Origin of the sequence: Bdellovibrio sp. NC01 (genome assembly GCF_006874625.1) — a bacterium.
Classification (GTDB): domain Bacteria; phylum Bdellovibrionota; class Bdellovibrionia; order Bdellovibrionales; family Bdellovibrionaceae; genus Bdellovibrio.
The window spans coordinates 2,551,736-2,572,146 of the sequence record NZ_CP030034.1 but is presented as its reverse complement, the minus strand read 5'-3'; the positions used below and the strand labels follow the sequence as shown (position 1 = coordinate 2,572,146).

The 20,411-nt window shown below is 44.9% G+C and carries 20 protein-coding genes; 12 read left to right on the top strand and 8 right to left on the bottom strand.

Going from position 1 to position 20,411, the window contains the following annotated elements; translation table 11 throughout:
- The first annotated feature begins 16 nt into the window (after positions 1-16).
- The 5 genes from ruvB to DOE51_RS12290 all read left to right on the top strand — a co-directional run bounded on the left by ruvB (position 17) and on the right by DOE51_RS12290 (position 4,306).
- Positions 17-1,024, top strand: coding sequence for a Holliday junction branch migration DNA helicase RuvB (gene ruvB, locus DOE51_RS12310; RefSeq protein WP_246845068.1), 1,008 nt, complete (start codon positions 17-19; stop codon positions 1,022-1,024).
- A 44-nt stretch (positions 1,025-1,068) separates the two neighbouring features.
- Complete coding sequence (locus DOE51_RS12305) at positions 1,069-2,073, top strand: asparaginase (RefSeq protein WP_142696861.1); 1,005 nt, start codon at positions 1,069-1,071, stop codon at positions 2,071-2,073.
- Between the two features lie 21 nt (positions 2,074-2,094).
- Positions 2,095-3,006 (top strand): UDP-3-O-acyl-N-acetylglucosamine deacetylase, encoded by a 912-nt coding sequence (gene lpxC, locus DOE51_RS12300; protein WP_142696860.1) that lies wholly within the window; start codon positions 2,095-2,097, stop codon positions 3,004-3,006.
- Positions 3,007-3,076: 70 nt separating this feature from the next.
- Complete coding sequence (locus DOE51_RS12295) at positions 3,077-3,901, top strand: helix-turn-helix domain-containing protein (RefSeq protein WP_142696859.1); 825 nt, start codon at positions 3,077-3,079, stop codon at positions 3,899-3,901.
- Positions 3,902-3,970: 69 nt separating this feature from the next.
- Complete coding sequence (locus DOE51_RS12290; protein WP_142696858.1) at positions 3,971-4,306, top strand: carboxymuconolactone decarboxylase family protein; 336 nt, start codon at positions 3,971-3,973, stop codon at positions 4,304-4,306.
- A gap of 37 nt (positions 4,307-4,343) precedes the next feature.
- On the opposite strand, the gene DOE51_RS12285 is transcribed toward DOE51_RS12290, so the two are convergent.
- The 4 genes from DOE51_RS12285 to DOE51_RS12270 form a co-directional block, all read right to left on the bottom strand.
- Positions 4,344-5,222 (bottom strand): hypothetical protein, encoded by an 879-nt coding sequence (locus DOE51_RS12285; protein ID WP_142696857.1) that lies wholly within the window; start codon positions 5,220-5,222, stop codon positions 4,344-4,346.
- A gap of 41 nt (positions 5,223-5,263) precedes the next feature.
- Complete coding sequence (locus DOE51_RS12280) at positions 5,264-6,103, bottom strand: M15 family metallopeptidase (RefSeq protein ID WP_142696856.1); 840 nt, start codon at positions 6,101-6,103, stop codon at positions 5,264-5,266.
- Between the two features lie 75 nt (positions 6,104-6,178).
- Positions 6,179-7,828 carry a hypothetical protein gene (locus DOE51_RS12275; protein WP_142696855.1) on the bottom strand — a complete coding sequence of 550 codons (1,650 nt, stop codon included), beginning with the start codon at positions 7,826-7,828 and terminating at the stop codon, positions 6,179-6,181.
- A 193-nt stretch (positions 7,829-8,021) separates the two neighbouring features.
- Positions 8,022-8,669: a hypothetical protein gene (locus DOE51_RS12270; protein WP_142696854.1), complete on the bottom strand. Its 648-nt coding sequence runs from the start codon at positions 8,667-8,669 to the stop codon at positions 8,022-8,024.
- A gap of 253 nt (positions 8,670-8,922) precedes the next feature.
- On the opposite strand from DOE51_RS12270, the gene ald reads away from it, so the two are divergent.
- A complete protein-coding gene (gene ald / locus DOE51_RS12265) occupies positions 8,923-10,029 on the top strand; it encodes an alanine dehydrogenase (protein ID WP_142696853.1) in 1,107 nt (368 codons plus the stop codon).
- 55 nt (positions 10,030-10,084) lie between these two features.
- On the opposite strand, the gene DOE51_RS12260 is transcribed toward ald, so the two are convergent.
- The 3 genes from DOE51_RS12260 to DOE51_RS12250 form a co-directional block, all read right to left on the bottom strand.
- Entirely contained in the window at positions 10,085-11,275 is a 1,191-nt protein-coding gene (locus DOE51_RS12260; RefSeq protein WP_142696852.1) for a C1 family peptidase, read from the bottom strand.
- Between the two features lie 119 nt (positions 11,276-11,394).
- Positions 11,395-12,189 (bottom strand): ComEC/Rec2 family competence protein, encoded by a 795-nt coding sequence (locus DOE51_RS12255; protein ID WP_142696851.1) that lies wholly within the window; start codon positions 12,187-12,189, stop codon positions 11,395-11,397.
- Positions 12,176-13,084 (bottom strand): ComEC/Rec2 family competence protein, encoded by a 909-nt coding sequence (locus DOE51_RS12250; protein WP_142696850.1) that lies wholly within the window; start codon positions 13,082-13,084, stop codon positions 12,176-12,178. Before DOE51_RS12250 ends, DOE51_RS12255 begins: the two co-directional genes overlap by 14 nt.
- Positions 13,085-13,399: 315 nt before the next feature.
- Between DOE51_RS12250 and DOE51_RS12245 the strand changes: the two genes are divergently transcribed.
- The 3 genes from DOE51_RS12245 to DOE51_RS12235 are packed head-to-tail and all read left to right on the top strand — an operon-like array spanning position 13,400 to position 16,616.
- Entirely contained in the window at positions 13,400-13,927 is a 528-nt protein-coding gene (locus DOE51_RS12245) for a tol-pal system YbgF family protein (protein ID WP_142696849.1), read from the top strand.
- 47 nt (positions 13,928-13,974) lie between these two features.
- On the top strand, positions 13,975-15,630 hold the full coding sequence (locus tag DOE51_RS12240; RefSeq protein ID WP_246845067.1) for a LysM peptidoglycan-binding domain-containing protein: 1,656 nt from the start codon (positions 13,975-13,977) through the stop codon (positions 15,628-15,630).
- 44 nt (positions 15,631-15,674) lie between these two features.
- Positions 15,675-16,616 carry a DNA-processing protein DprA gene (locus tag DOE51_RS12235; RefSeq protein WP_142696848.1) on the top strand — a complete coding sequence of 314 codons (942 nt, stop codon included), beginning with the start codon at positions 15,675-15,677 and terminating at the stop codon, positions 16,614-16,616.
- Positions 16,617-16,795: 179 nt separating this feature from the next.
- On the opposite strand, the gene lptF is transcribed toward DOE51_RS12235, so the two are convergent.
- On the bottom strand, positions 16,796-17,902 hold the full coding sequence (gene lptF / locus DOE51_RS12230; protein ID WP_142696847.1) for an LPS export ABC transporter permease LptF: 1,107 nt from the start codon (positions 17,900-17,902) through the stop codon (positions 16,796-16,798).
- A gap of 111 nt (positions 17,903-18,013) precedes the next feature.
- Here lptF and DOE51_RS12225 point away from each other — a divergent pair, with 111 nt between their 5' ends.
- The 3 genes from DOE51_RS12225 to DOE51_RS12215 all read left to right on the top strand — a co-directional run bounded on the left by DOE51_RS12225 (position 18,014) and on the right by DOE51_RS12215 (position 20,380).
- Entirely contained in the window at positions 18,014-19,039 is a 1,026-nt protein-coding gene (locus DOE51_RS12225) for a hypothetical protein (protein WP_142696846.1), read from the top strand.
- A gap of 109 nt (positions 19,040-19,148) precedes the next feature.
- Complete coding sequence (gene trxA / locus DOE51_RS12220; RefSeq protein WP_142696845.1) at positions 19,149-19,475, top strand: thioredoxin; 327 nt, start codon at positions 19,149-19,151, stop codon at positions 19,473-19,475.
- Positions 19,476-19,696: 221 nt separating this feature from the next.
- Positions 19,697-20,380, top strand: a complete 684-nt coding sequence (locus DOE51_RS12215; RefSeq protein WP_142696844.1) for a hypothetical protein — start codon at positions 19,697-19,699, stop codon at positions 20,378-20,380.
- Positions 20,381-20,411: the final 31 nt, after the last annotated feature.

The following is a 20,411-nucleotide window of genomic DNA, read 5'->3' as shown; positions in this document are numbered from 1 at the left end:
TCTAGAAGGCAGTCTCATGGACAGTGATATGACGGATAACGTAAGCTCTGGCGGTGGCGAGAAGGCGTGGGAGAATGAATTACGTCCCCATGATTTTTCGGCATTTGCGGGTCAGGACATTGTTAAAGATAAAATCAAAGTTTTCGTGGCGGCAGCAAAACTCCGTCAAGAACCTTTGGATCACGTGTTGTTAAGCGGTCCTCCGGGCTTGGGTAAAACGACACTTGCGCAGATCATCGCGAACGATTTGGGTTCTGATATCAAAATGACGTCAGCACCGGCGATCGATAAAAAAGGCGATTTGGCTGCGATCTTAACTTCATTAAAACCAAACTCGGTCCTATTCATTGACGAGATTCATCGTCTCAGTCGTCACGTTGAAGAGTACTTGTACACGGCGATGGAAGATTATTACATCGACATCGTGACAGGTGACGGCCTGGGCGCGCGTTCAATGAAATTCCAATTGGCACCATTTACGTTAGTTGGCGCGACGACGCGTGCGGGTTTATTGAATCCTCCATTCCGCGATCGTTTCGGTATCGTTGAACGTCTGCAGTTTTATGACAAAGCAGCGTTGCAAAAAATCTTGATGAGATCCGCAGAAATTCTCAAAGTGGAAATGGACGAGCAGGGCGCTGCGGAAGTGGCTCGCCGTTCGCGTGGAACTCCTCGTATTGCGAATCGTTTGTTAAAACGTGTGCGTGACTATGCACAAGTTAAAGGAAATGGTCGCATCACTCAGGAAATCGCGATTTATGCTCTTAATCAGTTGGGTGTGGATCATTATGGTCTGGACCTTATGGACCGTCGTATTTTGAGTCTAATCTCAGAAAAATATAGTGGTGGCCCCGTAGGAATTGATACAATAGCTGCGGCCCTTAGTGAGGAACGTGACACGCTCGAGGAAGTGTATGAGCCCTTCTTGATTCAAGAAGGCTTCATTCAGAAGACTCCACGCGGTCGTGTGATCACTGAATTCGCCAAGAATACACTTATGGAATCTATCGACTTGGATAAGTAGATCTGCCGTCTTCCCGGTGGTATCTGCCGCCGGAGAAGGAAGCGATGTTATCAAAACAGCCAATCGTCATCGAAGTCACTCGTGGAGCCATCGTTGAAAGTTCACACAACGTTGTCGCAAGCGTAGTTAATGAAGCAGGACATCCTTTACACAGCTGGGGTAATACTCAGTTCGTAACCTTCCCGCGAAGCGCGATTAAAATGTTACAAGCCATTCCTCTTGTAGAAAGTGGCGCGGCTGAGCACTTTCAATTAGACGATCGCATGATCGCATTGGCGTGCGCATCCCATCGTGGTGAAAAAGAACATCTCGCAGTTTTGCATGAGTGGGCAGAGAAAGTAAAAATTCCAGAAAGCATGTACGTGTGTGCGCCTCATCTGCCATACAACGAAGCGTCGGCTCACGATTTTATTCGCCGCAATCTAAAGCCCACTGTGTTCTGTAACAACTGTGCTGGTAAACATTCAGGTATCATCACGACGTGCATGCACTTGCATGAAGATCCTCACGGTTATGAAAATCCAGAACATCCAGCGCAAAAACGTCTGCGCAAAGTTCTATCGGAGGCAACAAAGTTTGATCACGCAAAAGCCATTCATGGAATTGATGGCTGTGGTATTCCGACGTATGCAATGCCTTTGCAAAACATCGCACACGGTATGGCAACTTTTATCGATTCCAAATTAACAGGTGCGCGCAAAACCGCGGTAGATCGCATTATCAAAGCGGTGACAACAAATCCGTTCTTCATTTCAGGCAGTGGTGAATTCGCCACAGCTGTGATTGAAAAGACACAAGGTCGCGCGATTGTTAAAGGCGGAGCCGAAGGTGTAATGGCAGGATTTATTCCAGCGAAAAAGGTCGCGTTCGCTTTAAAATGCTCTGACGGTGCAGGCAGAGCGACTCAATTGGCAACGGTGCAACTTCTTGTGCAATTAGGTGGCATGACAATCGATGAAGCAAAGGCCTTATCACAATTCAGTCAGCCTAAAGTCACAAACTGGAAAGGCGACGTTGTCGGGCAGTTGCGCATTGCGAAGCCCCAGTAGTTAGAGTAATGTCTAACTAGTATGTTTTTACAAAAGACCATTCGTAAAAGAACAGTAGTTAACGGGATCGGTATTCACTCTGGCGATCCTTGTACTTTGACTTTCAGACCAGCGCCACCTGATACAGGTGTGTACTTCATTCGTAGTGATTTGCCGGGTTCTCCGTCGTTGAAAGTCAGCGCACGTAATGTCAATGCAACCTCTCATCAGACAACGATCGGTGGCGAAAAATTCTCTGTCGCAACGATCGAACACTGTGTATCTGCATTGTCGGCTTTACGTATCGATAACATCTTTATCGAACTTGATGGCCCTGAAATTCCAATCTGCGATGGCAGTGCCGGAGCTTTCTTGAAAGCCCTTCTGGATGTGGGCATCGTTGAGCAAGATCAACCCCGCAAATATTGCTATATCACAGAGCCGATTTATTTCAGCGAAGGTGATAAGCATGCATACGTGGTGCCTTATCATGGCTTGCGTGTGACAGTGACGATTGATTTCCCTCATCCAAAAATCGGTAAGCAAACGGTTGATTTGGATGTGAATGAACAATCATTTGGTCGTGATATCGCAAGTGCCAGAACATTTGGTTTCTTGAAAGACGTTGAAGCATTGCAGGCGCGTGGATTAGCAAAAGGCGGAAGCCTTGATAACTGTGTGGTGCTTGATAACGAAGCCGTTGTGAACCCTGAAGGTTTGCGTTGGGCTGACGAATTCGTTCGTCATAAAGCCTTGGACGCTTTAGGTGATCTTGTCACGTTGGAAATGCCGCTGATGGGTCACGTTGTTCTTTATAAAGCCGGTCACGATGTGATGAACAAGCTTGTTAAGAAAATCTGGGACTCACCAAATTCATACCGTCACGTCGAGCTAGGCGCCGATATTTCCGAAGAAGTGCAACGTTACTCGGGGTGGTCTCTTCCGACTCTTTAGGTACGGACTTACTTTTGGTTGAGATTTGCGTCATGGTGGCAGAGTGTGATAAATCTGCTATCGTTATGTGATGCAACTGCGAAACATAGCACTTAAAAATTTTACGAAAGATCAAAGGGTTGAGTTGTACTCAGCCTTTTTTATTTCTTCGGGACAAGGAACCTGTCAAATCGATGGCGGCATTTACTCGTTCAAGTCGCCGTGTTTGATCTTTGTAACGCCATTTCAATCTTTGCAAATAGCTATGCACGGGACTGCTGCAAAAGCACAGGTACTTGAGTTTCATGGAGATTTCTATTGCATCGAGTTTCACAAGCCTGAAGTTGCATGCAATGGTTTGCTTTTTAATAACGTTTATCTATCGCCGGTGTTGGCACTAAATAAAGCCGACTTACCGAGAGTGAAAGATCTTTTTAATCAGATCGCAATTGAGCTCAAGCTAAAGACGCAGGATCATTCAATTCTGACCTCGTATCTGCAGCTGTTTTTAGCTCTGACAAGTCGGATTAAGCGTAAAGATTTAAAGCAGGGACCTTTGCTGACTCGTCGTGATGAGCAAATGGAAAAATTCAAATCTTTGATTGATGAACATTTTCTTACCAAACGCAGTCCTGCCGAATATGCCGACCTTCTTAATATGACTGCGAATGCTTTGACTAAGAAGAGTGCGCGATATTTCGCAAAAAGCCCCTCGCAATTGATTCAAGAGCGTGTGGTGTTAGAAGCAAAAAAGAAACTGCATTTGACATACGAGAGTGTGAAAGAAATCGCTTTTTCACTGAATTTCGAAGACGAACATTATTTCAGTCGTTTCTTCAAGAAGGCGGTTGGGGTATCGCCTCAGGTATTCCGTCAGAAAAATGGCATTTCCATCGTGGCAGATTTGTCCACCTGATTGTCAATCCAGTCCATGGAGAAGAACCATCTTCGTTGATATTCTAGTGTCATCAACGAAGGAGCTTATATGCTTAACTGGAATGAATACATCTCTGAAATTAAAACTCGCATGAGTGGAATTGCGAAATTGAACCCTGACGTCATAAAGGGCTATGCTGCGATCTCTGGCGCTAAGCCAGCCGATCCAAAGCTTGATGCTAAAACGCGTGAACTTATCGCTTTGGCAGTTGCAGTGACGCGCCAATGTGATGGCTGTATCGTTGTTCATACGGATGCTGCGAAAAAACACGGCGCTACCCAAGCGGAAATCATGGAAGCATTGGGAGTAGCGGTCGCAGTGAACGCCGGAGCGGCTCTTGTTTATTCGGCGCGAACTATGGATGCATTTGAAAATCTGAAATAAAAAAGGCTCCTTTTAGGAGCCTTTTTAATTTGGTTTGTTATTGTAGATAGCCCGGCGGAATCGCCATCAAGCCCGATTTGTAAGCGCCACGTGGGCCGCCGCCATTTGCTAGAGGATTGAAGTCCGACGATTCAACCGTTTGCGAATCGGTGATCGCGCGCGTGCTGTGACCTTCAATCACTTTGCCGAATGCGCCAGGGAAAACGTGGTAACCCGTATGGGCCGTACCGATAAAGAATGGAATGTCTTTAAACTTCGCTGGTGGATTCATGCCAAAGTTAACCAATGTCGTGATATCGTCCACTTTGTTGTACATATACGTGCGTGAGTTTTGCACTGTGGACCAACGATATTCGTGGTAACCCCAGAAGCGTTTTTTATTGAAGTAATCGTTCGCTTTTTCTTTTGCATCCCAGTCTTTGTTTTTAGTGACGTCAGGATTCCAATACAAAACTTTCCATCCTAATTCGCGTAAGCCCGCTTGCAAGGCTGTGCCATCCATATCGTTTGCATCAGCAAAGTTACGAAGGCGAGGCCACAAATTTGTTTGACCTGCTGCCGTGAAACCTTTTTCCAAGCATTTCATCGCAAGACCAATACAGCTTGTTGGTTGCATTTCGTCAGCCAAAGCAGGATTCACTCCTAATTTGCGCAATTCTTCACGACGAGCCGCTGGAGACAATTTAGAAAACGCTGAAGCGGAACCATAATAAGGCGACACGCCAAATTGTGCATAGAATTTTCTGTGATGTTCAAGATCTGCTTGCAAACATTCAGAAGCCGCACTCATCACTGTTTGAATACCAGCGGCATGCTGGGCGCGTTCTTTATCCGTGTAAGAGATGGAACCGTTAAATCCGCCAGCAAACGCCGACGAAGCGAAAAGAGATGCCAAAAATAAACTTAACGTTTTCATTGCAAAATCCTTTAGTCTTTTAAATAAGAACTCTATAAAAATTAATCGCGATATTTTAAAAATTCAGTGGCGCAAGCATCCGAACTTATCAAAAGTTCCGGGCGATACTCGAAGTGCATGGTATCGTAGTGGTGCCACTTGCCACCCCAAATAAATCCGTTTCTTTCGAAAACCTCAACGACTTCGAAGGGGATGGCATTATTGTAAGTGATGCGACCGTCCTTCATTTCCCACTTCCAATAGTTGGAGTGATCAAGATTGATGTCGATTGCCACACCAAATGAATGCACACTCAGATTTTTTGTCCCAGCAACCACGCGCCAGTTGTAAGTGCCGCCGAGTGGCGACACGACAAATTTTTTATATTCTGGATGGGTTTTCAATAAAGCACTCAATTGCTCTGACACTTTTTGTAAAGCAGTGGCGGCGCCATATCGTCTATTGAAAGAAACTTTTTTGCCATCAACCCAAACGACTGATACCAGATCTTTTTCAACGACGGCAGGACGATCGCCGTAAGATTTTAAAAAGAACGGTTCAAAACGAATGCGCCCAGCTTCTTCACGTTCAGTTGGCGGCGGCAAGATTTTGTTTCCATGTGCATCCGTGGCAAAGCCAGACTTGTAAGGAACAAAAAACATTTGGTCGGCGGCCGTCGGAGTTTCAGCAAGCACCGCAAAGTTTTTAAAGAACTCTTCAGAGGTGATATTTGAAAAAGGCAAAACACCGTTATCGGCAAAGATCAATTCACGGTGATCGGCAGAAATTTTAAAGTTGTGATAGGAAGCCCACAAGCATTGCAAAGCGGGGGGCGGTGACGCTGCTGAGATGGTCGCAGTTGCTGACGTCATTAAAGACAGAAATACAAAGCGGAATTTCAAGAATGCCCCCAGAAATAAAAAAGCCCCGACAAACTATGCGGGGCTTTCATACCGGGATAAATTTAGATTAGCAAATTACATTTGCGATTTTAAATAACCTACGATGTCGACATCCGGAGGATTCGCAACGCCGACACCTGGCATTGGTCCCACAAGTTCTTGAAGCGAGTAATCCATACGCACGTCATAACGACGATCTGTTTGGTTACGCAACCATTGTTCTTGCGCGTACCATTGTTTTTTATTTGCATCGTCAGCACACGCTTCCAATTCTTGTGGAAGGCGAGCACCCCAGCGTGATTCTACGCAGTGGTAAGGGTCGAAGCTCATTGCAAACAGACGTTGTCTTGCGGCTTCAAGATTCATCATCACGCTCTTACCGTTTGAAGTCGTGTAAGAGAATTGGCAAGAAGTTGCACCTTGCGCATAAGCTTGGAACAAATCATTCGCCAAATTGCCACCGTTGTATTTAATCGATGGATCGTGAGCACGATATTTATCAATCGCAGTTCTTGCTGAATTCAAAAGATCCGCAAAAGCCACCTTCAAACGCGCATCACGTGACGGAGTCGCAAAAGATTCCCACTCGCCATCCGTACCATAGATATTACCTGGCAAACGATCTGGATGCGGTTTCAATTGCACACCTGAAGTACGAGCTGCATCAACCGCAGCCACACGGTCTTTCAAGCTTGAGCAAATGTCTGAAACCAAGTTTTTCATGTCAGCAATCGGATCAAGATGTTGCGCACCGATTGTTAATTTCAAACGAACATAGTCATAGAAGTTCACAGTGTTGCCGTTAACAACGAACTTACCTTGGTTCCATTGACCGCCTGGATCTGGATTCGTGCCGTAGAATTGCTCTGTACCAAACAATGGCAAAGAGTAATTCGGCACGCCTACAATTTTACCACCAGCATAGATGCCAGAAGAATCCGGTTTTGAATCGATCAACATCAAAGGTCTGAAGTTTTTAAAACCTGCACCTTGATTTGGATTGCTACGTGAAAACTTCGGCGTGAACATACCTGTCGTCAATGAATTGTCAGGATGAGCATCAACATAGAACAAACGGCCTTCATCAGTGACTTTGTAAATCAAAGCCGCGTGACCATTTGGATCGTAAACGACAGTACCTGCACGAATCGCATCGCGAGAAATTTTAACTGGATACAAGTCGCTGTACATTTCGCCTTCATCCAAACCGCTCATACGGTAAGACGCCGTAGAAACGTAGTCAGCAAAAGTATCATTCAAGATTTCAACAGCATTTGGATAAGAGTTCTTAACCATCAAAATTCTTTTTGTGATCAAGTCCGTGCGTTTTGTGACGATGTTACCCAGTGGCGAGTAACGAACGTCCTTAACAACTTCACCCGTTGGCAGGGGACGTGGCGTGACAGCGCTTTCATAAGAAAACGGCAAACCATTTTTCCACGCAAAATAAGCGCGCAAATAATAAGGGAAATCCGCGCAGTCTGCGAAATAGCGAAGACCTGAAGGGTCCGTGCCATAATAAGGATTCGCAGGACTTTGCAAACAGTCTTTGACGGTACCGCATTGGCGCTTTTCAACAGCCGTTGCGATTTGAGTAACGAATTGACCGAACAAAGCTTCGTGTTGCTCTGTCCATTGTGGTTGAGTGATTTTCCAATCGGCAGCACCCGCAAACGCTAGCGAGCTGAAAGAAAGAATGGCTGCAATTAAGCTGAAAGTTTTCATTTCATCCTCTGATAGTGAATTTAATAAACCGTAGGAATATAACGAATTTATGCGATGAAATCCTGACAGGATAAAGGTGAGGAAAAAAATCCTTGAGTGTCGACTTTTTAAACACACAAAAAGGCTGTTTTCCCTCTAAAATCGTACAGAATGACAAGAGTTTAATTTGGTCGGGACTCTTAGGCTTTTTGCTCTACAAAGTCTTTTGTATTTTCTGCGCAAATTTCCAAAATTTGTTATCCGGGGACAGGCGTTTTTCAAGATACTTGCGGGCCTTTTCAGGATCGGTTTCTTGCGCCTGAAGATACAAATCTTCGTAAATATTTTTGGTCGCACCGACAGCTAAAGACGGGAAGCTTGAATCTTCGACTTCGCCCCAAGCTACGACCAGCATACGTTGCCACAAAGCTTTCATCGCACGATTGTACGAAGCTTCCATGTAGCGACCTTGAAGGTCGGCCGCGACTTTAATTTGTTTGGTTGATAACGGCGAATCCATTTCCAGCGCTTCCAAGATCGTATTGCTTTCGGAAGACAGGGGCGCATCGGTGTGCATGAAGGCCATCATGTTGGTAAAAACTTCTTTTGAAAAAAACGTGGCTCGATTCTGATACCACTTTGTGTAAACGACCAAGCCTGAACGCGAAAGTTCTTCTTTCAACAACCACAAATCCGACACACGTTGATCGCCATCTGCATCCCATTCCCAGCGCATTTCGGAGCGGGGAAAAAGTTTGTGCCACACCGAATTCGGATCGTTTTTATTTTGGATCGGATAGACCAGAAGGATGCCTTCGTCTTCGATCGCGGTTAAGGTTTTCTTGCGCATGCTGGTGTTCATAGAACTAGTAAAACAAGGTTTGGCCCCATTGAGTAGGGTGAAAGCGGTGGTCCCGCGACCTTAGGTCTTCAAAATTAAAACGTGAGGTCCAATATAGCGCGGCCCGATCTCTTTTCGCGACGGCGTCAAACGGAGCTAGTTGCTTTTTATTACCGATCTGGCATATTTCCAGAGTTGCCAAAAGATAAATAACGCGTCTAGTTGATTTTTCTCTGCAGAGGAGGGAATTCTGGCGCCATTCAGGAGTGAAGACATGATTATCGGTGTTCCAAAGGAAATTAAAATTTCTGAGAACCGCGTAGGTATGACTGAAGCGGGTGTTCGTCAGTACGTGAACGAAGGCCACACAGTTATCGTTGAAAAAGATGCTGGTATTGGTTCTGGTATCACAAACGAACAATACGAAAAAGCTGGCGCGAAAATTATCGACAGCAAGAAAGAAGTGTACGCGAAAGCGGACATGATCCAAAAAGTTAAAGAACCACTTCCAGATGAATATGAGTTGATGAGAGAAAATCAAATCATCTACACATACCTTCACTTGGCTGCTGAACCAAAACTAACTAAAGTTCTTTGCGAACGTAAAGTTAAAGCGGTTGCTTACGAAACAATCCAATTGGACAACGGTTCATTGCCATTGTTGACTCCAATGTCTGAAGTTGCGGGCCGTATGGCGACGCAAATCGGTGCTTTCTACTTGCAAAAAGACCACGGCGGTAAGGGTATCCTTCTTGGTGGCGTGACTGGTGTTAAGCCAGGTAAAGTAACAATCATCGGTGGTGGTGTTGTTGGTACGAACGCTGCGAAAATGGCAGTAGGCCTTGGCGCTTCTGTAACTATCCTTGACGTAAACACAGCTCGTCTTGAATACCTTGACGACGTTTTCCAAGGTCGTTGCATGACTCTTTACTCAAACCCAAAAAATATCGAAGAATCAGTTCGTGAGTCTGATCTAGTTATCGGTGGTGTATTGATCACTGGTCACAAAGCTCCAACTCTTGTTTCTAAAGAGATGATTTCTTCTATGTCTAAAGGTTCAGTAGTTGTTGACGTTGCGGTTGACCAAGGTGGTTGTATCGAAACTTGCCGTCCAACTTCTCACACAAACCCAACATACGAAGTTGATGGCGTAATCCATTACTGCGTACCTAACATGCCAGGTGTTGCTCCAAGAACTTCTACTTACGCGTTGACTAACGTTACGACTAAGTACGGTTTGATGCTTGCAAACATGGGTGTTGAAGATGCTGTTGCGAAATCTCCAGCATTGATGAAAGGTTTGAACGTTTACAACGGTTACGTATGCTACGAGCCGGTTGCTAAAGACCTTCACATGGAATACCGCCCATACAAGGCGTAATTCGAACTTAAATTTTAAGTTGAAAAGGGAGTCTGCAAAGACTCCCTTTTTTTATTTATTGCTGCGTTGGTTTGTTCATTTGAATTGTGATCGTCGCAGTAGGGCGCTGGTACGTGATACTTTTCGCGAACGCGCGGAAGTAGTCGTTGTACATGTGGTAATAACCTTGATCGCCAGATTTGGTGCCCCAGCTATTTTTAATTTTCCACTTTATAATTTCACCTGTGATTGGATCAGCGTCGTAGCCCACGATTTCTACCGCGTGACCGCCATCGTTTTTATTGAAAGTCGCGCGTTCCTGACGTGTCAGTGGTTTTGCAAATTCGGGAATATAAAAAGCTTTGATTGAAATGATGCCGGTTGCTTTGTCGACATATTCGGCGTGATGTTCATACGACAAGAACACCGTTTGTCCTGCGTCTAATAGGGCCTTAGCTGAAGCTTGCACTCTATCCAAAGGCATTGTGATCTGCGCATCGCTGTTTTTAAAAGTCGTTTGGTTTGATTTCACTTTGCGGTTCACGTTGATGATCACTTGAACCCACGATTGTTCAAAGAATTTAAAATAAGCTTCACCGAAACTCTTCGGTGTGTAGGTTTGACCGTCATAGACAAAAGTTTGTGGCAAGTCGCCGACGATGGCTTTAAAAAGCTGACGGATTTGTTGTTCACCCAATTTATTGACGGCTTTCTGTTCGTCTTCGGTCTTCGCTTGTTCGCGCAAAAGCTTTGTGCGGGCGATGATGTTTTCTAAATACTCTGTGTATTTTCCTGAATTGGGCTGAACATAAAATTCAGTTTTTGGAGCCCAAACGCCAGCGGGTACTAAACCAAACTCTTGAATGTTCATTTTAGAGGGCAGTGGACCTGCACCTAGTGCGATATCTGCTTTTTGGTCTTTATTGTAAAGCTGTTCGATCGAGCGCTTCAAAAGATGTTGCGCGCTTTCATAGTGATTATCGAGCGGAATCGATTGACCTGTTTTTGCCGTGTAAGAATTTTCTAAAACAGTCAGCCACGCATGCAGATGACATGTTCCAAGATTGCATTGATTTTTAATCGGTGCTTCCTGTTTGATTTCAAGGGTGTATTTATTGTTGTGATTGAAATCAGGACGAAGCTGTCCCCACGGAGTTTCATCAAAAGTTAAAGCAAAGACCGAACGACACGCCGGTGCCCCCGCAAAGGCCGTTATTGAAGTCACAATGCTGAAAATAAAAACTAGAGCCGCTGACAGTAATTTCATCACATGAACGAAATGCAATGCCGGGGCCGTTCCCAGAAAACTCCATGAACTTTTAAATGAAGATGAGACTTTAATTCTCAAAATGAGACAACATCGTTCTGACAGGGTGACGAAAGCCGTTAGAGCTCAAACCACAGATTACCCCAGTCTTCCGTGCGAAGAAGCGCTACGTGGCGTTTACGAAGCAATGCCACCGTTTCCGCATGGGGATGCTGATAACGTTGCCAGCGCGCCGACGCGATAGCCATGGTCAAACGCGGCATTCTATCCAAAAGCTCAGATGAAGTGCTAGTGCGGCTGCCATGGTGGCCCAGGATCAGAACCTTGTTGTGCGCAACCCACGGCTGATTTTCCCAATAGACCTCTTCTGTTTTAGGAGAATCCCCGGGAATCAGGAATTCTTTAAAGGAAATAACTTGGCTTTGCTCATTGGTATTTTTCGCGATCGTTGGTTTCCAAGCATAGAGGGAGGTTTCACAATTTGAATTTCTTTTTGAATCTACGCAAAGAAACTTCGTCGTACTTGTTTTCTCTGCCGAGTCGCTCTTTGAGCCACAGGGAGTGAATTTCTCTATCAAGAGTTTTTTGCGTTCAGAAGTTTTCCCAAGCGGTGGCATCACGATACAAGAATCCAAACGCCATTTCGCAAGCCCACCGATATGATCCCAATCCCAATGACTTAAGAAAATCTCATTGCGTTTTGAAGAACATAAAGCTTTCAAACGGCGCAAAGGAAAGAACTCGCCGCCCATATCAAAGTGTCGACACGTTTCCGCATCAATTGCGGTTGTCCACTGACCTTGTCCCACATTCCACACGACGAAATAAGAATGCGCCAAAAGATCGCGCGCAGGACTGGCGCTAAGTGACACGATCAAGAAACACAAAAGCGCGGGCAGGTTATTCACGCGCATGATCACGTCCTTGGTAAATTTTTAATCGTAAAAAATGAAAGATCACGTGCCACGCGAAAATCCACAACCACAAAAATCCAATGGAGGTGCGTTCGCCAGCAGTTACAGTGATTGGATCTGAAAATACATTTAACGTTGTGGAAAACAAAGCCATCACAAAGTCGAAAACTTTTAATAAGGGATGAATCAACACACTTAAGAAAGCCAGCGGCAGCAAAACAAACGACACGACTGGCGCCAGCAAAAGATTAAAGATCACGCTTAAAGGATGCAGATTGCCAATCCCTAAAAGCGGTAAACTCATGAACAGAAAAATCGCAAGCTGTGACAGAAACGTGCGCCAAAAGTTTTCACGAATTCTTAGAACACTCGTCCAACATAAGGCAAGGGCCGCACACCAACTCATCAATAGTGACAGCGAATTCCACCATGCGGGATACAAACATAGAGTGATCATTCCAGCACATAAGATGGTTAAGTCAGACGAGAAGGGCCACTTATAAAATTTAAAAAATGTGCGCGTTGCTAAGGCAATCAGTGCGCGAACCGCAGGCGCTTGCCAGCCTGTCGCCAGCGAATAGCCGGTCAAAAAAATGAATCTTACAAAGAGTGGAATTTTTAAAATGCTCAAAAGCTCATCAAGCAAAATTAAGTGCGACCCTGAAATAACAAAGATGTGAATGAGCGAAGTCTTGATCAGATTTTGTTTCAGAGAATTTTCTGTGATGTTTTCACCACACAGAAGTGATGACAGAGTTTTAGGATTTACAGACTCTGTCGGCAGAATCTGTACACAATTTCGATGAAAGATTGCCGCAATATCTGACGTCTTTTCGAGCAAGAGTGAAGAATTTGAATTGCCTAATGTCAAAGCAAGAAGAAGTAGAATGATCATGGAATCAATCACTTAGCAAATTTCGATTCAGTCAGGATTTCTAAAATTATCTGTCTTCGCCTCCGCGCGTCTCCCGCGGTCGGATTTTAAGATCTGAAATTTGGCAGCTTAAAAACACCGCTTATTTTAAAAATTCATTTGCAATTTCATGTATTTAAATGCAGCCTAAAAAGGTGGCAATTCGCTGAAACCCTTGAAAATAAACAGGTCCAAGGTCCAGCATTACAATAACTCAACATTTTATGTGGATAAGTCCTGCTTGTTTGCAATTCTTGAAGCGTGTCATACTTAGGAAATAAGAAGAGGTGTCGATAGATGAAGCAACTTAGACTTTTCGCAGCAACCGTATTTTTAAGCCTACCGTTGGTCGTAAACGCCAAGTCAAATAACACGTCTCACAAGGCATCTTACAAAGAAATCAAAGAACAGCAACTACTCGTTGAGCTTACTGGAAAAGACATTTCGAAAGAAAGTGATATGAACCTGTATGCTGAAATGGTGAGCGCTTATGAAGCGGATGATGAAATTGCATTTAAGAGCCGCATGCAAAGCTTGCTCAGCCGCTTTCCAAGCAGTTCTTACGCCGACAACGCCTTGTATCTTGCAGGTCGCTTGGCTGTGAATCACAACAACTATCCAGAAGCGATTCGTTATTTCGGTCGCGTTGAAAAAGAATATCCAAAGAGTGACAAAGTCACTGCCGCGACATTTGCAAAAGCAATGACGTACAAAAAAATGAACTTGGGTGAATTCGCAAAACGTTCATTGGTCGAAGTTAGAGCAAAATATCCAGGCAGCCCTGAATCATTCAGAGCGAACGCTGAATTAAAGATGTTGAACTAGTCTACACTCCGACTTCGTCGGAGTAGCAACGATCAAGGAAGACAACAGTGAAGAACAAGAAGTTCTCAGTTTTATTGACGATGATTTTCTGTGCCTTGTTAGTGAATGCTCACAAGGTTCATGCACAAGAGGAAGCCCCACCTGAAACAAGTTGGGATGCAGATCCTTTAGACGTGCTTGAACCTAAAAAGGAACACGAGGTCGTTGAACCCACAGTTCCAGAATTCAAAGAAATTCCTGAATCAGGTTCAACAGATTCTGCGCCGGCGATCCAGCACTCTGATATTGCCGAGCCTGCACCGCAAGACACGCAGTTAGCTCAACCACAGCAAACGGTTCCTGCGACGCCTGCGGCTCCAATGGGTAACGATCCTGACTATGCTCAAGAGGCTAAGTTCAATCGCATCTACAAAAAGTATAACGAACAACCCACTTCAACAGAGGCGTGGGAAAAAGCTTCGGGTAAACGCGCTGCTGAAACTTATCAAGTTCAGAAGGGCAATACTCTGTGGGATATTTCGACAACGTTCTTTGGTGATCCAAACTTCTGGCCAAAAATTTGGTCATTCAATAATGGCGCTATTGGCAATCCGCATGAGATCGATCCGAAAATGTCGATTCGTTTCTTCGCCGGTGACATGTCAGATGCACCAACAGTGGAGTTAGCAGAAGGCTCTGGCGAAAAAGATCAATTGGTTGATTCTAGCAAAACCGATGCTTCATTAGCGGGTGTGACGATTCCTGCGAAAAAGAAAAAGCGCGAGCCGGTTTTAAAAACACTTCCTGGAAGTTTGCCATCAAAACGTTTTGGTATTTTCTTGGATGAAAAACCAAAAGTCGAAGTGCAAGTTCCACCGAAGGTGACAAGCACAGGCCTTGAGTATCTGGGTTACTATCTGAACGATGGCCCGATTGCAGGTGTGGGTGTTGTAACGGCGACGGAACTGGATTTGAAATCAGCCGGTGACTTTGTTTACATCTATGTGCGTTTGGATCAAGGTGGCGGTAAAGACTTTGTCGTGGAAAAAAACATGGCAATGATCGACGATCCGACTCGTAAGAAACGCCAAGCGCAGATGGTCGAAGTTCAAGGACAGATCGAAGTTCTTGAAAAAGTGAACGATCAAAAAAATATCTACAGAGCTATCGTGAAAAAAGCGATTCAGCCGGTGGAAGTCGGATCGTTGTTGATTCCGGGTCAATTGCCAATGATCGATCCTCGTCCAAGCTCTTTGGCATCTGGACCTGGCGCGCGAATCATCGGTGGTCAGTTGGGTACGAATCGTTCGATCTTTGCATCAAACTCTTTGGTGTTCTTGGATGCCGGGACAAATTCGGGTCTGCAAGAAGGTCAAACATTCGGTATTTTTGCAGATGAAGCAGTTCGCAACCGTCAAACGGATGCGATCATCAACGATCGTCAAATCGGTTTGGCGAAGATCGTTAAAGTCAGCAACGGCTTTGCGACGGCGTACATCACATCTTCAACAGATGACATCTTAAAAGGTGACTATGTTGGCCAGGTTGTGAAGAGCGCCAAGAACATGCCGGTACAGGATACGCCTGCGGCAGATGTTGGCCCCGCGCCATCAACAAATAACTCAAACGACGATTTAGAAAAAGAGTTTGAGAGTTTGGACAGCGGACCTGTGCAAAGCGCACCGTCGAGCGGCGGAACTGACGATTCCGATTTAGAACTTTAAGATAAAAACGAAAGGCCTGCAAATTTGCAGGCCTTTTTGTTTTTATGACAGACCTATACGCATTTTCTCATTTAATTAAGAATCATCCCTTTTATAAAAAACACCGCGACGGCGTTCATCAGATTTATCTGCGTCTTGCCAAAGCCAAAGCATTGAATGTCGCCAACATCATGCAGATGGTGGAAACGCTTATTCCCGAAATGATGTTTACCTTGGAAGACAGTCACGCGATGTTGGATCGTCTGACCGAACAATTCATCCAGCGCAAACTTGAAGGCATTCAGTTTACGGTTTACGGCGACGAAATTTATCCCAGCAGTTGCTATCTAATGGCAGATCCGCCGTTGATCTTAAGCTTTCGTGGTTCGCCTGCGTGGCTTTTAGAAAGAAGCCTTTCAGTTGTTGGCAGTCGCGATCCCAGTTTTGAATCGCTGCGCTGGATGGAAAAAGAACTTTCTGATTTTTGTGAAGTCGAAAAGGCTTTGATTGTTAGTGGTGGCGCACGGGGAGTCGATCAAAAAGCCCATGGCATTGCTTTACGTAAAAGCTGTCCCACCGTTGTGATTCTGCCAAGCGGCTTAAAAGATATGTATCCAAACACACTCGCGCAGTGGATTGATCCGGTGCTTGAAGCGGGTGGCTGTTTTTTAAGTGAATACGATCACGAACAAACCATGCACAAACATCTTTTTCATCATCGCAATCGCCTGATCGCCGCGATGGGAGCGGCAACGCTGCTGGTGGAAGCACGCAGGCGCAGTGGAACATTGATCACGGCGAATCAAGCGGTGCAATTGGGACGACCGGTGTGGGTTGTCCCCGGTCACCCTCAAGATCCACACTTTGCCGGGTGCTTGGATTTGTTAAGTGAAGGGGCCACCATGGTTCGCGATGCTCAAGATTTATCCATGTTCTTTCACTCTGAGTTAATAAGTGAAAAAGTGGCCGCAGTAGGGGTTGGGGGATTGGATGGATTGCCCCACTAGGGATAGTGGTGACTGTAAGTCACCAAAATCTCTGCCAAAAAAATGAAATGATCTAAAAAATTCTTTTGCAAGTCGCGGGCAAATGCCCGTAACATTTGATTCAAGGGAGGGGCGATGTGGTCAAGGATGACCGTGGTGGTAAGGATGCTACTGCATCGCTCTAATTTTTCAGCTCTTCCCTAATTCCAGTTTCTTCTTAAAGACTCAAAAGCTAAAGCACCAAAAATGATGTTCGGAGCCCAGATTGCGATAGGTACTGGAATGGCTCCGCTTCGTGCCGCACCTTCTGCAGCGACGTACAGAACCCAATAGAAGATAATTAAACCAATACACATGATCATGCCGCCAGCCTTCGCTGCACGACGATTCGTCGTTGTTCCAAGACCCACGCCGATCAATGCAAACACCACACACAATAAAGAAATAGCCCAGCGCTTGTGTAGCTCTGTTTCCATGATGCGTTTTTGTTCTGGATCTTTGATATCTTCTTTCAAGCGCTCACGCACTTCTTCCAAAGTCAGTGATTGTGGCGACTTTGCTTTTTCTTCTGTGTAATCGGGCTCAGCAAAATGCACATCATAACTATCGAAACTGATTTTTGTGTGTGTCTTTGCTTGGCGGTGGATTTCACCATTGTTTAAACGCAAAAGCACTTCTTGGCCTGGGCGTTCTGGATCAGGCATGACCGATCCTTCTTTCGCGATGATCGTCAGCGGCACATCGCCATTTTTTTCGTCATAGATAAATACTTTTTTAAGACGACCTTCTTTGGAATTTACTTCGTTGGCGTAAACGACCATGTCGAAGAAACCTTCAGCGAAAGTTCCCTCTTTGATGACGGCTGTGGCTTTGGTATTTGCTAAGCGGCTAAATAAAACTTCAAACTGACGGTTCCCCCAAGGGGCAATCACGAAAGAAGTTTGTGCGGAAATAGTTCCCACCATGATCGCTAAAACGACCGCTGGCAAAAGCAAGGTGCCCATTGCAAGGCCGCTCGCTTTCATCGCGACGATTTCTGAATCTTGGCTTAAGCGGCCATAGGTTAGTAAGACTGAAAAGAGCAGGGCCATCGGAAATAGCACTGGGAGCAAAGAGATAATCACATATCCGACGATCTCGCCGATGACTTTTAACGAGACGCCGTGAACAAGGGCGAACTCTGTCAGTCGTAATACCTGAAACATCAGGATGATTGAGATGAAGACCATCAGTCCAAGAATGAAACTCGGAAGCATTTCGAAAAAAATGTACTGCGCAGCTTTTCGGCCATTAAAGATACTGAACATGGTTCTCCATTCCTTGGCGTATTGTAGCTAATGGATCAGACAGAGTCATCGCGCCTATCGTCCAGTCAGTGGTTTATTGACCTCGCGCTGCGCATATCTGACAATAGTGGTATGAATAAGATTCTTTTGGTGTACGAGGATTATGCTGACTTAATGAGTGTCGAGTCGACTTTGAAGAAAGTGGGCTTTGACGTCATTGGTTTATCCAGCGAATACTCGGTTGCTGAACAAATGCTGTCTTTCAACCCCGATGTGGTTATTGGAAGTGGTCGTGGGGGTAAGGTCAGCTCTTTAGGCGTTGGCAAACGTTTGAAAGAGATGGCGCGTTGGAGTGGTAAAGCGGTGCTGATTTTTCCAGCAAACTTAAAACCGTCTCCGCAAGATTTAATCAAAATTCGTGTCGACATGATTTTGGAAGCGCCGGTTGCACCTTTAAGAATTTTGCAAGTCCTTGCAAAGTTGTTGGGTCATGATGAAGCCGTGTTGCTGGAGCGTTTGAATAAAGCGATGCATGTTGAAAGCCCACAGAAAACCGGAGTCACAAGTGTTTCCGGTAAACACCAAACTGAAGCTGAAGCGATCCTTGTAAAAGGGACGACAGAAGGCGAAGCAAAGAGTGGTGGCGCGGCCTTTCCTCTGCAAGGGCATACGGATGAGGAAGCTCAACAGGCTTCTCAAGAGTTCGATCTAAATACTGAAAATCAAAAAGAATCCATGCGCTTTAAGTTCGGCGAACGTATGACGGAAGCCGATCGCGACGAGAGTTCCCTTGGTGGTAGCACGGAAGAGCAAGCGTTCCCGGATGTTGATTTGAAATCGCTTGAGCGTGAGCTTTTAGGTGGTGGTGAACCTGAAGTTGAACGCGTCGAAGTGCCGTCAGAATTGCCTTCCGATCAAGCAACTCCAGAGCAAGAAGCAGCTCTTGTGGATCTTAAAAAGGCCGATGAAAAGTTGGCTGAGAAGATGAAGAAATACGCGGCCATGACGGCTGATGTGAAAATCTCTCCTAAAAGTACTTTAACTCGTGTTGAGACACGCCGTCGCCAAAAAGAGCTTGAGAAGGACTGGGACCCAAAAAACATCAGTGAACTTGATGAGTTGCGCCGTCAATTTACAAAGGCTCTTTTCAAGAAGTAATCATGCGTACTTCGGGTCAAAAAGTGATTGATACCTCGCAGGCTTGACTATAAGGTTTGCGTGTTCATATTTAATAAGTGTGATAAGGTATTTGAAGACGGAGGCCGTAATGGGCACATTGACTACAGCAGTAACAGATAGTTCTTTTGAAGCAGAAGTTTTGAATTCTTCAACTCCAGTACTTGTTGATTTTTGGGCAGAGTGGTGTGGCCCTTGCCGTGCCTTGGCTCCAAAATTGGAAGAAGTAGCTCAAGAGTTGGGTGGAAAAGTTAAAATCGTAAAAGTAAACGTGGATGAGAATCCTGGAACTCCAGGCAAGTACGGCATTCGCGGTATTCCTGCAATGTTGCTTTTCAAAGGTGGCAGCGAAGTAGGTCAATTGGTTGGTAATCATCCAAAAGACGCAATCGTTGATTTCCTTTCTAAGAACACATAAGTCTTAGTTTAGATTCATCACAGCAACTATCGAGAGGGGCCAATGCGGCCCCTTTCTATTTTTCAAGTGTTAAATACCACCTAGTTTGCTAACCTAAAATTCCTGTAATGAAACCAGAAGCGATTGCATTCGCATCCTAAAGGTTCGACATTAAATGAGTGAGCATTCTTGTAATGCTGCAACGAAAGTAAAATTTTAGGAAATTTAAGGAAACATAACTAGTGGAATTCGATATTAAGCACATCACTAATCCAGTCCTTTCTATGCAACTTCTTCACGAGGAATTCAAACGTGATGCGATGAAGTTGTCGATGATCTGCAGCTCTTCTGGATTCCGTGTTCGTCCTTATAAAGATGGTCTTCCTCACTTCGGAAAACTTTCTGCCGACAAGCAAGTTGAAATCATCCGTAGCATCAAATTCTATATTGAACTTTGCCAAGAACAACTTTCTGAAGGTTCAAGCCTGCGCGACAACTTGTCATTTACATGGAAAGCTTTGCGCAAGCTTGGTTTGACTCCGAAGTCAGACCTTTTCTCGTTGATCAAAGATGACGACATCATCGAAATCTACAATGGTGAAAGTCGCCAAGTTTACCGTAACCTTCGTTATTACGATTTCTGCTCTTACTCGATTGAAGAGCTTTACTCGCTTGAATGGTGGAATTTGTTCTCTCGCGATGATGGTGAAATCACTCGTAAGTTGTTCGAAGAAAGTAACAAGCTTTTGACGGGTGAAGTTGAAGGTCACATTTTCTCTGAAACAAAAGAGCACGTTGTGACTGAGCTTGCGTCTGCGGAATTGCTTTCAAACAAATACCGCGCAAAACTTTTGAGCCCTCTTACAGTGAATAAGACGGCCCAAGCATTCATGGTTGTGATCGAAGCGAATCCGCTTGCGAACTAATTTTGATTTTTAAATTTAGATTTTGCTAAAG

Bases quoted from the DNA above. Each gene is read 5' to 3' on its own strand.
- lptF (WP_142696847.1), bottom strand. From the start codon at position 17,902: ATGTTCAGTATCTTTAATGGCCGAAAAGCTGCGCAGTACATTTTTTTC.
- DOE51_RS12260 (WP_142696852.1), bottom strand. From the start codon at position 11,275: ATGAAATTACTGTCAGCGGCTCTAGTTTTTATTTTCAGCATTGTGACT.
- lpxC (WP_142696860.1), top strand. From the start codon at position 2,095: ATGTTTTTACAAAAGACCATTCGTAAAAGAACAGTAGTTAACGGGATC.
- DOE51_RS12295 (WP_142696859.1), top strand. From the start codon at position 3,077: ATGCAACTGCGAAACATAGCACTTAAAAATTTTACGAAAGATCAAAGG.
- DOE51_RS12290 (WP_142696858.1), top strand. From the start codon at position 3,971: ATGCTTAACTGGAATGAATACATCTCTGAAATTAAAACTCGCATGAGT.
- trxA (WP_142696845.1), top strand. From the start codon at position 19,149: ATGGGCACATTGACTACAGCAGTAACAGATAGTTCTTTTGAAGCAGAA.
- DOE51_RS12285 (WP_142696857.1), bottom strand. From the start codon at position 5,222: ATGAAAACGTTAAGTTTATTTTTGGCATCTCTTTTCGCTTCGTCGGCG.
- ruvB (WP_246845068.1), top strand. From the start codon at position 17: ATGGACAGTGATATGACGGATAACGTAAGCTCTGGCGGTGGCGAGAAG.
- DOE51_RS12275 (WP_142696855.1), bottom strand. From the start codon at position 7,828: ATGAAAACTTTCAGCTTAATTGCAGCCATTCTTTCTTTCAGCTCGCTA.
- DOE51_RS12225 (WP_142696846.1), top strand. From the start codon at position 18,014: ATGAATAAGATTCTTTTGGTGTACGAGGATTATGCTGACTTAATGAGT.
- DOE51_RS12255 (WP_142696851.1), bottom strand. From the start codon at position 12,189: ATGCGCGTGAATAACCTGCCCGCGCTTTTGTGTTTCTTGATCGTGTCA.
- DOE51_RS12250 (WP_142696850.1), bottom strand. From the start codon at position 13,084: ATGATCATTCTACTTCTTCTTGCTTTGACATTAGGCAATTCAAATTCT.
- DOE51_RS12245 (WP_142696849.1), top strand. From the start codon at position 13,400: ATGAAGCAACTTAGACTTTTCGCAGCAACCGTATTTTTAAGCCTACCG.
- DOE51_RS12270 (WP_142696854.1), bottom strand. From the start codon at position 8,669: ATGAACACCAGCATGCGCAAGAAAACCTTAACCGCGATCGAAGACGAA.
- DOE51_RS12235 (WP_142696848.1), top strand. From the start codon at position 15,675: ATGACAGACCTATACGCATTTTCTCATTTAATTAAGAATCATCCCTTT.
- DOE51_RS12305 (WP_142696861.1), top strand. From the start codon at position 1,069: ATGTTATCAAAACAGCCAATCGTCATCGAAGTCACTCGTGGAGCCATC.
- ald (WP_142696853.1), top strand. From the start codon at position 8,923: ATGATTATCGGTGTTCCAAAGGAAATTAAAATTTCTGAGAACCGCGTA.